At 51.8% G+C, this 14,471-nt stretch carries 11 protein-coding genes; 4 read left to right on the top strand and 7 right to left on the bottom strand.

Translation table 11 applies throughout. The features are described 5' to 3' along the window. Positions 1-133 precede the first annotated feature (133 nt). The 5 genes from CODIS_RS05145 to CODIS_RS05125 all read right to left on the bottom strand — a co-directional run bounded on the left by CODIS_RS05145 (position 134) and on the right by CODIS_RS05125 (position 6,320). Complete coding sequence (locus CODIS_RS05145) at positions 134-601, bottom strand: rhodanese-like domain-containing protein (protein WP_069121819.1); 468 nt, start codon at positions 599-601, stop codon at positions 134-136. Between the two features lie 277 nt (positions 602-878). Further along, positions 879-1,529 carry a response regulator gene (locus tag CODIS_RS05140; protein WP_069121818.1) on the bottom strand — a complete coding sequence of 217 codons (651 nt, stop codon included), beginning with the start codon at positions 1,527-1,529 and terminating at the stop codon, positions 879-881. A gap of 6 nt (positions 1,530-1,535) precedes the next feature. Next, the gene (locus tag CODIS_RS05135) at positions 1,536-3,209 is read right to left on the bottom strand and encodes an ATP-binding protein (RefSeq protein ID WP_235615132.1); all 1,674 of its coding nucleotides are present in this window, start codon (positions 3,207-3,209) and stop codon (positions 1,536-1,538) included. Between the two features lie 32 nt (positions 3,210-3,241). Beyond that, positions 3,242-4,387 (bottom strand): tRNA nucleotidyltransferase/poly(A) polymerase-related protein, encoded by a 1,146-nt coding sequence (cca, locus tag CODIS_RS05130; protein WP_069121817.1) that lies wholly within the window; start codon positions 4,385-4,387, stop codon positions 3,242-3,244. Between the two features lie 109 nt (positions 4,388-4,496). Next, entirely contained in the window at positions 4,497-6,320 is a 1,824-nt protein-coding gene (locus CODIS_RS05125; RefSeq protein WP_069121816.1) for an ABCB family ABC transporter ATP-binding protein/permease, read from the bottom strand. Positions 6,321-6,538: 218 nt separating this feature from the next. On the opposite strand from CODIS_RS05125, the gene CODIS_RS05120 reads away from it, so the two are divergent. The 4 genes from CODIS_RS05120 (at position 6,539) to CODIS_RS05105 (ending at position 9,963) form a co-directional block, all read left to right on the top strand. Then, positions 6,539-6,895: a S24 family peptidase gene (locus CODIS_RS05120; protein ID WP_069121815.1), complete on the top strand. Its 357-nt coding sequence runs from the start codon at positions 6,539-6,541 to the stop codon at positions 6,893-6,895. A gap of 14 nt (positions 6,896-6,909) precedes the next feature. After that, positions 6,910-7,968, top strand: a complete 1,059-nt coding sequence (locus tag CODIS_RS05115; RefSeq protein WP_069121814.1) for an efflux RND transporter periplasmic adaptor subunit — start codon at positions 6,910-6,912, stop codon at positions 7,966-7,968. A gap of 227 nt (positions 7,969-8,195) precedes the next feature. After that, positions 8,196-8,429 carry an ATP-binding protein gene (locus CODIS_RS05110; RefSeq protein ID WP_069121813.1) on the top strand — a complete coding sequence of 78 codons (234 nt, stop codon included), beginning with the start codon at positions 8,196-8,198 and terminating at the stop codon, positions 8,427-8,429. A 406-nt stretch (positions 8,430-8,835) separates the two neighbouring features. Continuing rightward, positions 8,836-9,963 (top strand): NAD(P)/FAD-dependent oxidoreductase, encoded by a 1,128-nt coding sequence (locus tag CODIS_RS05105; RefSeq protein WP_069121812.1) that lies wholly within the window; start codon positions 8,836-8,838, stop codon positions 9,961-9,963. Positions 9,964-10,300: 337 nt separating this feature from the next. On the opposite strand, the gene CODIS_RS05100 is transcribed toward CODIS_RS05105, so the two are convergent. Both CODIS_RS05100 and CODIS_RS05095 read right to left on the bottom strand, forming a co-directional pair. Beyond that, positions 10,301-13,399 carry an efflux RND transporter permease subunit gene (locus CODIS_RS05100; RefSeq protein WP_069121811.1) on the bottom strand — a complete coding sequence of 1,033 codons (3,099 nt, stop codon included), beginning with the start codon at positions 13,397-13,399 and terminating at the stop codon, positions 10,301-10,303. Positions 13,400-13,670: 271 nt separating this feature from the next. Beyond that, a complete protein-coding gene (locus CODIS_RS05095; RefSeq protein ID WP_069121810.1) occupies positions 13,671-14,429 on the bottom strand; it encodes an ATP-binding protein in 759 nt (252 codons plus the stop codon). Positions 14,430-14,471: the final 42 nt, after the last annotated feature.

Raw genomic sequence — 14,471 nt, 5'->3', positions numbered from 1 at the left:
ACGTAGGGTGCGGCTTGCCGCACCAGTTACCTGTTCAAACAGCACAATGGAGGGATTTCAGATAGTTTCGGTGCGGCAAGCCGCACCCTACGCATGTTGCAAGCGCCACCTGGTCTCTGCTGGGTGGGCACCGTTAGACCTTTGGTCTGAGCTGATCCTCGCGTAGCTTGGGTGTGAAATAGTCATCGGCCTGCTCGATTTCTACCGCCTTGCCCTGCCTGTTCACAAGGGGTTGTTCATAGTCGTTCCAACCCCGAAGCCCTGTTTTCAGGGAGACAACATTATCATAACCGAGCACATGCATTGAAAAGGCAGCGAGTACACTGCGATAACCGGAGCGGCAGACAACGACGATTTCACGCTGCCGCGCATTCACCAGTTCCGGAACCGTCTCCTCATAGTCCCATTCACATGCCGATTCGAGAATACCTCGGGGTACAGCGAGCGAACCCTCGATATGCATTGCATCATATTCATAGGGTTCACGCACATCGACAATCAGTAACCCGGGGTTGACCTGCATCCGTTCTTCCAGATCCCAAGGCATTATCTCTTTGACATCGGTGAGACTATCACTGATCAAATTTAAGAAGTTTTTCATCTATCTTTCTAGGGCCTGTTAACACTGATCCAATAGGCTCTGCTGAGACTATGTTTTCGTCCGGCAATGTCATGAAACTCCGGATTGGTGCGGGGGTTCCTGCCGTATAGAGACGTTCCGCTATTTTCCCTCGATTGAAACGATTGAAATTGTAGATGACAGAAAAACCTGTTTTCTGTTTTCTGTTTTCTGTTTTCTGTTTTCTGTTTTCTGTTTTCTGTTTTCTGTTTTCTGTTTTCTGTTTTCATGCCCTGATATATGTCATGCATGGCACAGGTCAAAGTTGCCCACGCGAACAGAGATTCTGCTCGACTGCGATCACTGCTGCCTCAACCCTGGAGTGGACCTCCAGTTTACGCAGTATCGCTTTTACGTGTAACTTTACCGTACCGTCAGAAATACCCAGATTGCGGGCGATGACCTTATTGCTCTGGCCCTCAGCCAAGTGGCAAAGGATCTCCCGTTCGCGGGGCGTCAGCTCATCCAATGAAGAGGTCTGTGGTGAGCTGCTTTGACTTTCTCCCTGTACCGCCTTAGCCAATACGCCGGTCAGCTCCTTTGCCACAACCGTCTGTCCCTGTTTAATCTGCTGCAGCGCATCAATCAATTCATTGGGTTCCATATCCTTCAACAGATAACCCTGGGCGCCATTTTGCAGGGCCTCAATGACATCCGACTCCTCACGGCTGGTCGTCAGCATGCTGATTGGCATATCCGGATAGTGCTTACGCAGTACGCTCAACACCTCGGTGCCGGTCATGTCAGGCATACGCATATCGAGAAGCACCACATCCGGACGCTCCGTCGCCACAGTCTCTATCCCCTTCAGGCAATCGCCAATGGCGATGACATCGATGCCACGACGCTCCAGCAGCTCCTGCAAGCCGATTCGGAAAAGGGCGTGATCATCTATCAGTAATACCCGCATCTTGTTTCACCTCTGTAGACTTGCTTCATTTTTTTCATTGCGGATCACCAACTCTACCCGGGTACCCTCACCGGGTTCACTCTCGATCGACAATTCACCACCGACTCGCCTGGCCCGCTCCTCCATAATAGATAGCCCGATGTGTTCTCCAGGATTTCCCTGCGGCACTGCTCCCTCAAAACCCACACCGTCATCCTCCACTAGAATCAGATAACTACCCGGACTGCGGCAACGTAACAAAACGCGGATTGTGTGGGCTTTGGCGTGTTTACGAATATTAGCCAACGCTTCCTGCACAATTCGCAGTGCCTGCATCTCCTGGCTGGTATCCAAATCCGTTTTAAGGCAATCGGGTTGAAAGAAGGCAGATATGCCTGTCTCCTGGTTGAAACGCTCTACCAGCTTGCTCAGCGCCGGCACCAACCCCCGTTGGTCAAAGGGGGCCCGGAAGCTGTTGATCAGCTCCCTTAACTCGTCATGGGCCTCGTCCAGCCCGTTGTGAATTCTTTGCGCCTCCTGGACTGCCTTCTCGGAGATCTGATCGTTTTGCAGCGTTTCCTCCAGCATACGTACCTGAAAGCGCAAGCTGGCAATGGTTTGCGCCAACGAGTCATGCAGTTCATGGGCCAATGAGGTTCTCTCTTCGACGATCGACAAGCGCCTTGCTTCCGAGTCCGAGCGCTGTTTGGCGACCGCCATACCAAGATGACTGCCAATGGTGTTCAGGATATCAAGCACGTCCTCCCGACCGTCGTAGATGCCCGGTTTGTCCACATACAGATGATAGAATCCAAGTACGTCACCGTGATACCACATAGGCACCGATACACGCTCAACCTCATTCGCCCCGTACATGGTCCGGTTATTTCTGCGGGAGCAGACACGGGCATCCTGGCTACAGAGAATATCACCCGGTGACAGTGCGATGCCGCACTGACAGAGTTTTATCGGCAGCATTTCCTGTTCATTGTAGAGCCTTCCCTGCAGGTCGATACAGCCGACCTGGCGTACCCGGTCATCCTGCAAAACCAGGTGCACAGTGGCTGAACGGGCGTTTACCATGCGCTTGAAGACACCCATATACTCCAACAGCAGCTCGTCAAGATTTTCCGACTGATTGATACCCGCCGCCACGTCGTATAACACTTGCAGGGAGGTGGTCTTCTGGGCAAGTCGTGCTGTCTGGCGGGCCACCCGAACCTCCATATCCTCGTAGATATCGGTAAGCTCTTCGCTGAGACTATCGATATCGCGGGCCATGCCGCTGAGCACACCGGTCTGTTCATGACCCTTGCTGGCAACCGGCTCGCCCTGACAGACCTGATTGACGAATTGTTCCAGCGACGACAGTGGATGCAATAGTTGACTGCGAAGGCGTATCAGCACCAATATCAGGGAAAAGAGTGTCAACGTTATGCTTAACAGCAATACAACCTGCAATGTGGAACGTCCCTGCTGATAAATGAACATTATCAATACAGTAAATAGGCTTGCCAGGACACTGCCACCCAAAATCGATATCGGCAGGAGCAGGTTACCGGTAAACAGGATTCTCAGGCTTGGCCAGTGCTTCGAATCGATCAAACCCTCGATCCAGGTTAATTTATCTTGCGGACGATCATTACCCCCGGCAATGTCAGGGACTTTGTTCATCGACAGCTGTTCCTCTTCGACTTGCATAGACAGACTCTATCACGAACCCGGAATTACGGTCAGTTTGACCCGCGGGTTTGGTTCATCACCTCTTCCAATCTGACCACACGCCAGGCAAACAGTGCTTCACCCAGTGCCTGCCCCTCCAGTCCGGAACGGACCAGTTCCTCAGGCATAGGCGAACCCAGGAGTTCAGCCGAATATTCCAATTTGGGTAACAGATTTTCCACCTGCTGCGGCCATAACCCGTGCGATGCCGCAAAAAAGCGGCGAAAGCGCACGGGTTGTCGCTTTGGATTGAGGGTCGCCACGAATCGGAGTATTTGCTCAGCTTGTTCCGGTTCCCGGGTGAGCCGATGGAATCGCAACAAGTCGTGCAGTAATTGCCGGCCTGCCTTTTCGATGCGCAGTCGCCGCATCCATTGATCCGGCTGCGCGAGGCGCGAGACGGTGTCGAAAAATGCCACGCCACACCGAACTACGGGATCTTCACTCTCATTTGCAACCCGCTTCAGTGGTGCTGCAAATTCATCCCTTGTCTCTTCTCCATGGCCACCTGAAACCATCCCTTCAGCCAGCTCCGGAAGCAACCGCTGGAGTGCTCCACAGCGATGCAGGAGTTCAAAAAAGCGCCAGGGTTGCGGGGTTGAGAATGCACCCTTCATCTCCCGCCAAATACGCTCCGCATTCAAGCTCATCAGGTCATCTGAAAGTGCCATCTTCTTCATCAGTTCATGGGTAGCGTGCGCCACCCGAAACCCCCAACAACCCAACTTGGCGGCAAATCGCGCAATCCGCAGCAGACGTACCGGATCCTCGGTAAATGCGTCCGTAATATGGCGAAGCATGCCACTGTCGAGATCATCACGCCCGCCGCAGATATCGATCAACTCTCCATGCTCAGTCATCGCCATGGCATTGATGGTCAGATCTCTTCGCAGCAGGTCCTGTTCAAGCGTGATATGCGGGCCATAATCGACCTGAAAACCTTTATAACCCGCAGCTGTCTTCACCTCGGTGCGCGCCAAGGCATACTCCTCACCGGTTTCAGGATGCAGAAATACAGGAAACTCACTGTCGGCACGCCGGAATCCGGCGACCAGCATCTCATCAGGGGTCGATCCGACCACCACCCAGTCACGCTCAGTGACCACCAGATCCAATAGCCGGTCACGCACCGCACCACCGACCAGGTAGATCTTCATTCACGCCACCCGCGGATAGTCCCTTCCCCGGACTGGACGGAAATCGCACAGACCGGCGCCCGCATCAACGGGGCGCGATTGTGCACAGCAGATTGGCAGTAAAGCTTTATCACGTGACTGAATCCGTGGTGGTTATCATCTCCAATGCCTGTCTCTCTTTTTGCTGCAGCTGCCACATCTGATGATAGAGACCACCCATCTCGAGTAATTCATGATGCTTGCCCTGCTCCATGATGCGCCCCCCTTCCATGACCAGAATACGGTCGGCATCCACCACAGTGGAGAGACGATGGGCAATCACCAGGGTTGTATGTTGCTTCGCCACCTCTCCGAGTGTCTCCTGAATCGCCTGCTCTGTCTTAGTATCAAGCGAAGAGGTCGCTTCATCGAAAACCAGTATGAGCGGTCGCTTAAGCATCGCACGCGCGATGGCGACCCGCTGCTTTTCACCGCCCGACAGTTTCAGTCCGCGCTCACCCACAACCGTCCGGTAGCCGTCCGGCAACTGCTCAATGAATTCAGCGATGTGCGCTATGCGCGCGGCTTCTTCGATATCTTCATGGCTGGCATCCGGCCGGCCATAGGCAAGATTATAGAGAATCGTATCATTGAATAGCACTGTATCCTGCGGCACGATGCCAATCGCTGAACGCAGACTGCTGCGGGTGACCTGTCGAAGATCCTGGCCATCGATCTTGATACGTCCGTCGGTAACATCATAAAACCGGAACAGGAGTCGAGACAGGGTGGATTTACCGGCCCCGCTATGGCCCACCACGGCCAGCTTCTCACCGGCAGCTATCGTGAAATCGACTTTATGCAGAATCTCCCTTTCCGGTTGATAGTGGAAATCGACCTGTTCGAACCTGACTTCCCCAGCAACCAGTTGCAACTGTTTGGCGTCCTTCGCATCGGTTATCTCCGCGTGCTCCTCGAGCAGTTTGAAGATGAGGTCCATATCGGCAAGCGAGTACTTGATCTGACGGTAGACCATGCCTAGAAAGTTAAGCGGTATAAACAGTTGCAACATAAACGCATTCACCAGCACCAGATCTCCGATCGACGTACTCCCCTTCACCACGCTGTTGGCGGCCAACAGCATAATGAAAGTTACGCCGATGGCGGTGATCCCGCCCTGACCGAAATTCAACAGAGACATTGAGGTCTGGCTCTTTACTGCGTTGTCCTCCCATCGTGAAAGCGTTTCATCGAAGCGCCGCAACTCCAACGGTTCGTTGCCGAAATATTTAACTGTCTCGTAATTGATAAGGCTGTCGAAGGCTTGATTGTTGGCCTGTGAATCCAGGCGGTTCATGGTATGCCTGAACTCCATGCGCCACTCGGTAATCGCCAGGGTAAAGGCGACGTAGACAGCGACTGTGCCAAAGGTGATGAGGGTGAAAATGACCTCATATTGGCTAAGCATGATCACTGCCACCAGGCCGAATTCGACCACCATGGGGATGATGCTGAACACCAGGTAGTTAAATATCGTGCTAACCGAGCGCGTACCCCTCTCCAGATCGCGACTGATTGCGCCTGTCTGACGCTGCAGATGAAACCGCAACGACAGTTCATGCAGGTGGGCAAGCACACGGTTGGAGAGATTGCGCATCGCACGATATCGCACCCGTGCAAAGATGGCATCCCTCAGCTCGTTGAACAATGAGCTGCTGAGACGTAGCGCCCCATAGCCGAGCAGAAGAAAAAGCGGCAGTACCAACAGGGTTTCATCACCCTTATCCAGGGCGTCGACTATCTCTTTCAACACCAGCGGGATACCCACATTGGCCAGCTTTGCCAGCACCAGACATCCCAAGGCAAGCAGGGCTCGTCCACGGTACTCCCACAAAAATGGCAGCATGTTACGAAGGTTATGGTAGTCACGCCGGTCTTTGTGGACCTGAGGTTGGGTTCTGGATGAGTGGACCATGCTAATATTGGAAAGAGAGTGGATTGGAAGCGGAATTTTATCGAAATTAGTGCCCGTATGCGCTTTCACCTGTGGATTTTCCGGTTTTAAGTCCTTTCACGCCATTTAAAATCGATTAAAATCAGCGCCAGCAGGAGCGATTGATAGCAACCAATGCGCCGTTTCATACACGAGGGTCAGCCTGGCACCCCCACAACAGATACAGTTAGTGATTATCGATGAGTGAAGATTGCAGTTACAACGAACTTTACCCCCTGCAGGTGCTGGATGACAGCATGGAACCGGAGTTCCCCGAAAAATGCGTTATTGTTATCGAGCCTTCCGAAGTTTGCGCGACCGGTGCTTTCGTTGTGGCTGAAGCCCAAGGCGAGCGCTGGTTCCGCCAATACATATCCGAGGGGGAATCAGCTAAAAGATTGGTTGCACTGAAATCGGGTTATCCCGACATACCTCTCAAGGATGGCGAGTTTAAGATCATTGGCGTAATCGTGCAGCGTAACGTTGGACGCAAGGTCAAACACTACCACCCCTACATACCCAACGGCATTCCGCCTAAGCCGGTCGGTCTGGCCTGAACAGCGATTTGCTGATGAGGACCATACCCCATTGCCTGAGCGCACCCGGCATCACGCTCCTGTCACTCCTGCTGGCGGGTTGTTCGCAGTCGTCAACCGAGAGTGCGCATGGCAAACAAGCCAAGGTTGAAGATAAGACACATCTGGTAGCCGTCGAAGTTGTCGAGCTTCGGACATTGGGCCCGGTCCACGAGCGAAACGGTACGCTAAAACCCCGTCAGACTGTTCGAATATTCAACCAGGAAGAGGGCAGAATAACCAAACTGCCATTTTTTGAAGGCGACAGTGTGGCCGAGGGAGAGACCATCGTCACACTGGATGAGGAGTTGCTCAACTCGGAATTGGAGAAGGCGGTGGCCACCGCAAAACAGATGCGGTTAAACCTCAAACGCCAGGAGGAGTTGTCGAAACGGCTGGCGGTATCCCAGGACGAGCTGGCGCAGGCGCAGACAGATCTCAGCGTAGCCGAAGCGGAGAAAAGGGTGTTGCAGACAAGGCTGGGATATACGCGCATCAGCGCTCCCTTCACCGGCGTTGTCAGCGAACGCCTGGTGGAGCCCGGGGATGTGGTTCCTCGCCATACCCACCTGATGACAATCATTAATCCCGAGAGCCTGATCACCAGGATCCTGGTCTCTGACTTGTTACTGCCCCAGCTGAATAGCAATGATCCTGTCACTGTGCGAATAGACGGCCTTGGCGAAAAGCCCTTCAGCGGCAGGATTCACCGGATCTATCCTGAACTCGATGAAACGACACGCATGGGAACAATTGAGGTTGTACTTGAACCGATCCCGAACGGTGCCCGCTCAGGTCAACTCTGTCGGGTTATGCTGCAGACCGCGACGCGGGACCGAATCACAGTCCCATTCAATGCACTGCAACGCGATACCGATGGAGAGTTTGTCTACAGGCTCGATGAGCGGCAACAGGCAATGCGGGCACCGATAAAGAGCGGCATGCGGATTGCCGACAGGATTGAAATTGTAGAGGGATTGGAGAGCGGCGACCGGATTGTCACTAAAGGATTCCTGGAGCTCGAGCCAGGCATGAAGGTAGAACCCGTAAATTGACCGGTTGCACGATAACCCCAGGCAATCAAGCGCAATACTTCCAGCAATACATTTCCTATACTAAAGAATAAGCCGGACTCTTACATATGATTACTCGTGTTGGGGAGGTTCGGCCTTAAACGTCAAATTCAATAAATAAACCAAATGCCATTAACAAGCGCAATACCACTTTGAAATGGTAATATCTGGCATACAATATTCAAGCACGGATATGAGAGGGAGAAACCATGGATATCGATCTCGCGGATATCACTCTACACGTAGATGAAACGCTGGATAGCGACGGCCTCGCTCAACTGGAGGACGCATTTCGCGTGCGGGATGGCGTCGTCTCGGTTCATAACGACCCCAAGCGTCCGCATCTGTTTGTGATCGAGTACAACCCCGAACGGGTAAACAGTCAAGACCTATTGGCGATAACCCACTTTCAAGGACTGCATGCCGAATTGATCGGTCTCTGACAGGCGCAGTTGATCTCGAATCTGTCATCCCTTCAGGCGCGCCGCATGGAAAGGGCCTACCATTCCCGACGCGATGCACCTGGCGGATAATGACTACTCGTCACACTGAAATCATCGAGCTATATGGGACACTGCATTATAGATGATATCTGGTAACCCCCTCTGGCCGGAACAGAACCCTTCACATTTTCCTCACAAGGCATCGATCAGGGAATTTTTGTCGGATCCACAAAGGTCTTGGAGATTGTAATTCCCCTGGCCGACTATGTTGTTTGAAAAGGATGCGGGATTGTAAATTCCGACTTAGCTTGGAATCACGTATATTCTCAGCCAAAGAGAAAAAAGAAAGATCTGTCAGCCCTTACCGGTGATATGTAGAAATTAAAAAACATTCGGAGTTTGAGGAATGCAAAGAGTAACCATAGTTGGCAGCGGTTTTGCGGCACTGACCGCTATCAAGACTATTCGGTCCAAGAATAAGTCGATTGAGATAAACGTCGTTAGTCCCAAAGCGGAATTTCACTACCTTCCAGGTTCGATCTGGATTCCATCAGGTATACGCGAACCTGATGATCTCATCATTCCTCTAGGGCCTTTTTTTAGACGCATGCAGGTAGAACACCATCTTGCCGAGGCCACCGGACTCAGTGGTGATGGCAGGATCCTGCAAACCACTGATGGTGAAGTTGAGAACGATGGTCTGATCATCGCTTCGGGGGGCCGCTTCATAAAAAAACTGCCTGGAATCGAAAACGCCATAACACCTTGTGAAGGCATCGCAGCTACAATGAAAATCCGTGATCGCCTCAGAGAGTTGGATGGCGGTGTCATTGCCATAGGATTTTCCGGCAATCCCAAAGAGCCAAGTGCGATGCGTGGCGGGCCGATGTTCGAATTCCTGTTTGGCATCGATCGTCAATTGAGGCTCGAAAAACGGCGCGACAGGTTCAAACTCATATTTTTCACACCAGCGGAAAAGCCTGGCCAAAGGCTGGGCCCCAAGGCTGTTAGCGGATTGATCCAGGAAATGGAAAAACGAGACATCAAAACCCATCTCGGACATAAAATGGTGAAATTCACGGCGACAAGCGTTGTCACTGAGGGAGGTAGCTTCGATGCCGACCTGATTCTCTTTATGCCCGGCATGACCGGTAACCAGTGGTTCGACAATACTGAATTGCCACGATCACCCGGTGGTCTGATCAAGGCCGATGCCAATTGCCGGGTCGAAGGCATGTCCAGCGTCTATGTTGCGGGTGACTCAGGCAGCTTCCCGGGTCCGGAGTGGATGCCCAAACAGGCCCATATGGCTGATCTTCAGGCTACAGCGGCTGCCAAGAACCTGCTCGCTGAATTCAAGGGCGAAACGCCAAGCGAAACCTTTAAAGTGGAACTGGTATGTATTGTAGACAGCCAAACCAGTGGGATGCTCGTGGCACGAACCGAAAATAAAAACATCGTGATACCGAATATGGCGATCTTCCATTGGCTTAAGCGACTGTTCGAATGGTGGTACTTACGCCAATATCGCTAGCCATACATTGTGTCCGACACATCAATGAGACGATAACCATAAAATCAGCAGGGAAATAGACAACACGGTTTTTATACTAAACCATGCAACAGGCATGGAAACCGTGTTATGACTGCAGGATAAACAGGGAGATGTATTTTCAGGTAGACAAGGAATCAATGGAGTTATAAGCGGTGCAACCAACAATGATGCTGTCTCTGAAACTCAACTTAAAGAGCTGCTGTTACATGAAGAGCGAATTAGCGAACACTATTAAATGAAAGACACAACCGTCATGCTCGTGTGAGAGGCACGCTTCAATCACTAAAATGAAGATTGAACAATCACTGATAGTTCATCACCGACCGATCAGTCGATAGACCGATGGTATCAACAACAGAGTAACGAAGGTGGAGAAGGAGAGCCCGGATATCAATGTCACAGCCAGAGGTTGCAACATTTCCGATCCCTCTCCCAGCGCCAATGCCAACGGCGTCATTCCGGCAACCGTTGTCAGTGTAGTCATTAGAATCGGTCGCAACCTGAGCCGAGCCGCTTCTGTGATGGCAGCATTCTTATCCTGTCCCGCATCCCTTCGCAATGCGATATACTCAACCATTACGATAGCGTTGTTCACGACAATTCCAGCCAGCATAATCAGTCCCAGCCAAACCGGCATGGAGATTGGCAAATCCGCCCAGTTCAATCCTATCCCGACACCGATCAAACCGAAAGGTACACAAAACATGATTATCAGGGGGTTTCTCAGTGATTCATACTGAACCGACATCACAACCAACACGAGGAAAAGCGCCAGACAGAGCAGCAGGATTCCATTGTCTCGTCCTTTTTTCATAACCTCCACGCTACCCCCGTAATTTATGGCGTAACCGGTCGGCAGATCCATAGACGCAACAATGCTTCTCACTTCCGATATCGCCTCTTGTAATGACAGATCACTACCCAACGAGGCACTAATTTCAGACATTCTCTGTTGCTGGTCTCGCCTGATTGTCACAAAGGATGGCGATAACTCTATCTTGGCCAACTCCCCTAAGCGTATCGGCACTGAAGGATCGGTTTGGCTGAATATGACGATAGATTCAAGATCGGCGGGAGTGGCGATATCCGAATCCAACAACCTTACTCTTACCTGGATACTTCGCCCCCCCTCCAGGTAATCGGTAACCACCTCACCGCTCAGCGCCAGACTGACGATTTCCCCCAGTTCATCCACATCGATACCGAAATAGGCTGCCCGCTGACGATCCACTGAGACTACGATCTCCTGTGTAATATCATCACTGCTGCTCTCGACATTGCTTAGCCCGGGTACTTTTTCAAGCCTCTCATTAACCTCCACCGCAAGCTGGCTCAAAACATCCAGATCCGGCCCCTTTATTCTTACACTGAGGTCATCGTCACCCCAGTTTAGCCGGATTCCACGTACACCTTGTACCCACATACCCATCCACAATCCGGGTAGTTTGGCCTGTTTGATCTCTTTTTTGACACGGTCGACCCAGGCCCGACTACTGATCTGTCTCATACGGGCGGGTTTTAAAATCACCTTAATACTGGCCCGGTTGACTGATTCATAGCGTGAACGGCCAAACACGAAACCACCTATCTGAGAGTATATGGATTCCGTTTCCGGCTGGCGCCTTAATATCTCTTCGAGTCGATACACCAGATCATCCATGCCTTTCAGATTGATACCGCGATCTGCAACAAGCCTTATGCTGATGCGACCCTCATCAATCTGTGGCAGGAATATCTGCTTCTCCGGCACCAGCTTGAATATTGCGAATACAAGCAACAGCACAAATACAACCAGAGGCAGCCACGGTTTGCGCAGTAAAATCTCAACCAAACCGGAATAGCCGGTCTGCAGTTGCAGCATCAGCTTATCAATTACCTGCCTTAACCGATCTTTAAGGCCAATAGACAATCTGCCGGAAAGTGCCGGCACCAGAGTCAAGGCAACGATCATTGACGCCAAAATGGCGGCAGAGATGGTAAAGATCAACTCACGAAAAAGCAGCCCAACAAGGCCGCCAATAAAAAGAAACGGCAAAACGGCCACCAGGTTGGTGGTTGTCGAGGCTACAATTGCACTGTTTACCTCACTCGCGGCATAGCTGGATATTTGAGTAGCCTTTTCACTTTTTAACCTCTCCCTTTGGTGGCGGTAGATATTTTCCAACATCACTATGGTGCTATCCACCAACATACCGACACCTAAGGCTAACCCTCCCAAGCTCATGATATTAAGCGTCAGGCCGGCACTAGACATCAGTATGAAGGTAACGAGTATGGCGATCGGTATGGCGCACCCAATAATCAACATGCGCCGAATACTGCCTAAAAACAGATATACAACCACCATCGCCAATACCGCACCAGTCATTGCCGAGCTGATGGCATTATCGAGTGCCCGCCGTACAAATCGGGCTTGGTCATCGACAGGGTGTATTTTGATATCCTTGGGTATCAGCGCCTGACCTTTAAGCTCCTCCAACCTGGACGTAACATGATCGACCACATCAACCGTATTTGCAGTGGGCTGCTTTTGTATCGATAGCTTTATTCCAGGAAGACCATTGAGGCGAATGCGCATTCGCTCATCTTCCGCGCCATCCACTACCTGAGCAACCTCTGATAACCGAATCAGGGTGGTTGTATCATCGTCCCCTACGCGTCTTAACGGTAACTGCAGAATATCATCCACAGAGCGAAATCGCCCTGCAGTCCGGCCACTGATTTCGGTCTGCTCGGTAATTAGCCGGCCTCCAGCAGTCTCCACGTTCGATGACCTAAGTGCATCCGTCAGGTCGGATAGATGCATACCTAAACCAGTCATACGCTGCTGATCCGCATAGATATTGATCTCTCGCACCAACCCTCCGCCCACTTCAACGGCAGCAACACCTGGCAGATTCAAAAATGATTTGCTGAACTCGTAGTCCACCCAACTGCGCAGCGCCACTGGATCGCGCAGAGATGAGCTGATGACGTATTCCGCCACCGGCAGTTGGGACGGATCATGCTTATAGATAATCGGTGGATCGATACCGTCCGGCAGAAAGCGCTTGGCACGATCCAATCGCGTACTTGCATCTTGCAGTGCCTGGTCTATATCTGTGCCATACTTAAACGCCAGATTGACCTCACTACGCCCCTCACGTGTTCTCGAACCTATATGGATCGCATCTTCAGTTATCGAGAGTTGTTCTTCCAAATGGCGTGTGACCTGATCTTCCATAATCTTCGCAGGCACACCGGGATCGATCACGTTGACCGCAATTGATGGGTAAACGACATGTGGAAGAAGGTCTACACTGAGACGACCCAGCGCCATGAGGCCCAGCACCATGAATGCGAGCGTTATCATCACTACACCGATCGGATGGTGTATTGACCAGCTGGCCAGACCTCTGCCTAAGGCTTTTTTCATGCTAGGGCCTGTTAGCACTCATCCAATCGACCCTGCTGAGTGCGCCCTGAAGGAAGTGCCCTTGGGGTACGCCCCGAAGGAAGTGCCCTTGGGGTGCGCCCTGAAGGAAGTGCCCTTGGGGTACGCCCCGAAGGAAGTGCCCTTGGGGTACGCCTGAAAAAGCGCCACTCGGTAGTGCTCGTCGCTCATTTGGATCTTCAACCTTACTCCTCGCGCCTTGATTGACGCTTTTTCAGATGCAACAGTGCCGAGAATCACAACTTCACATAGCCTATGAATAGGCCTTGAAAAATTGCTTTGCGGCACGGCCGCTTTTTGCCCCTCCACGCGCCATTGCAAACTGTTTCGCCGCCTCATGGAGTGCTTTGCGATCCCCGCTGTACTCAGGAAAATAGCTATCCACTATCTTCAGGTAGCCATGCCAGTTCACCGGATAGAATGAGAGCCACAGACCGAACCTGTCTGACAGCGCCAGTTTCTCCTCAGTAGTATCACCCAGATGGAGATCATCCCCCACCATCCTTGCTTCCCGGTTTTCACTCATGAACTCAGGCAGAAGATGACGCCGGTTGGATGTGGCGTAGATCAGCACGTTCGCGGGAGGCGCTTCTATGGAGCCATCCAGTACACTCTTCAATGCACGATAGGATGCCTCGCCTATATCAAAGGTCAGATCATCGCAGAACACAATGAATCGTTGCGTTAACCCTCTGACTCCATCTACGATCTCCGGCAGTTCGATCAAATCGTTTCTATCGACCTGGATCAGTCGCAGATCCTGCCCCCGGTATTGATTAAACACCGCCTTGATGAGTGAGGATTTACCAGTACCCTTGCCTCCCCACAGCAGTGCATTGTTGGCGCCCTCCCCGGAGAGGAAACGTTCCGTATTGCGTAACAACTGTAATTTTTGATCATCAATGCCAACCAACTGATCAAGCCCTATCTGATCGATATGTTCAACGGCTCTGAGATCGCCTCTGCGCGGTCGCCATATAGCCGCAGCTGTTTTGCTCCAATCGATCGACATTGGCTCCCCCCTGTAGGTTGGTTATATTATCTTAGCTCATTG

It is taken from the genome of Candidatus Thiodiazotropha endolucinida (genome assembly GCF_001715975.1).
GTDB classification, from domain to species: domain Bacteria; phylum Pseudomonadota; class Gammaproteobacteria; order Chromatiales; family Chromatiaceae; genus Thiodiazotropha; species Thiodiazotropha endolucinida.
This window is presented reverse-complemented; position numbering and strand designations above follow the sequence as displayed.

What these genes read in the sequence shown, in the direction of transcription:
- CODIS_RS05145 (WP_069121819.1), bottom strand. Translation starts at nt 601, where the DNA reads ATGAAAAACTTCTTAAATTTGATCAGTGATAGTCTCACCGATGTCAAA.
- CODIS_RS05095 (WP_069121810.1), bottom strand. Translation starts at nt 14,429, where the DNA reads ATGTCGATCGATTGGAGCAAAACAGCTGCGGCTATATGGCGACCGCGC.
- CODIS_RS05135 (WP_235615132.1), bottom strand. Translation starts at nt 3,209, where the DNA reads ATGCAAGTCGAAGAGGAACAGCTGTCGATGAACAAAGTCCCTGACATT.
- CODIS_RS05105 (WP_069121812.1), top strand. Translation starts at nt 8,836, where the DNA reads ATGCAAAGAGTAACCATAGTTGGCAGCGGTTTTGCGGCACTGACCGCT.
- CODIS_RS05120 (WP_069121815.1), top strand. Translation starts at nt 6,539, where the DNA reads ATGAGTGAAGATTGCAGTTACAACGAACTTTACCCCCTGCAGGTGCTG.
- CODIS_RS05115 (WP_069121814.1), top strand. Translation starts at nt 6,910, where the DNA reads ATGAGGACCATACCCCATTGCCTGAGCGCACCCGGCATCACGCTCCTG.
- CODIS_RS05140 (WP_069121818.1), bottom strand. Translation starts at nt 1,529, where the DNA reads ATGCGGGTATTACTGATAGATGATCACGCCCTTTTCCGAATCGGCTTG.
- CODIS_RS05125 (WP_069121816.1), bottom strand. Translation starts at nt 6,320, where the DNA reads ATGGTCCACTCATCCAGAACCCAACCTCAGGTCCACAAAGACCGGCGT.
- CODIS_RS05100 (WP_069121811.1), bottom strand. Translation starts at nt 13,399, where the DNA reads ATGAAAAAAGCCTTAGGCAGAGGTCTGGCCAGCTGGTCAATACACCAT.
- CODIS_RS05110 (WP_069121813.1), top strand. Translation starts at nt 8,196, where the DNA reads ATGGATATCGATCTCGCGGATATCACTCTACACGTAGATGAAACGCTG.
- cca (WP_069121817.1), bottom strand. Translation starts at nt 4,387, where the DNA reads ATGAAGATCTACCTGGTCGGTGGTGCGGTGCGTGACCGGCTATTGGAT.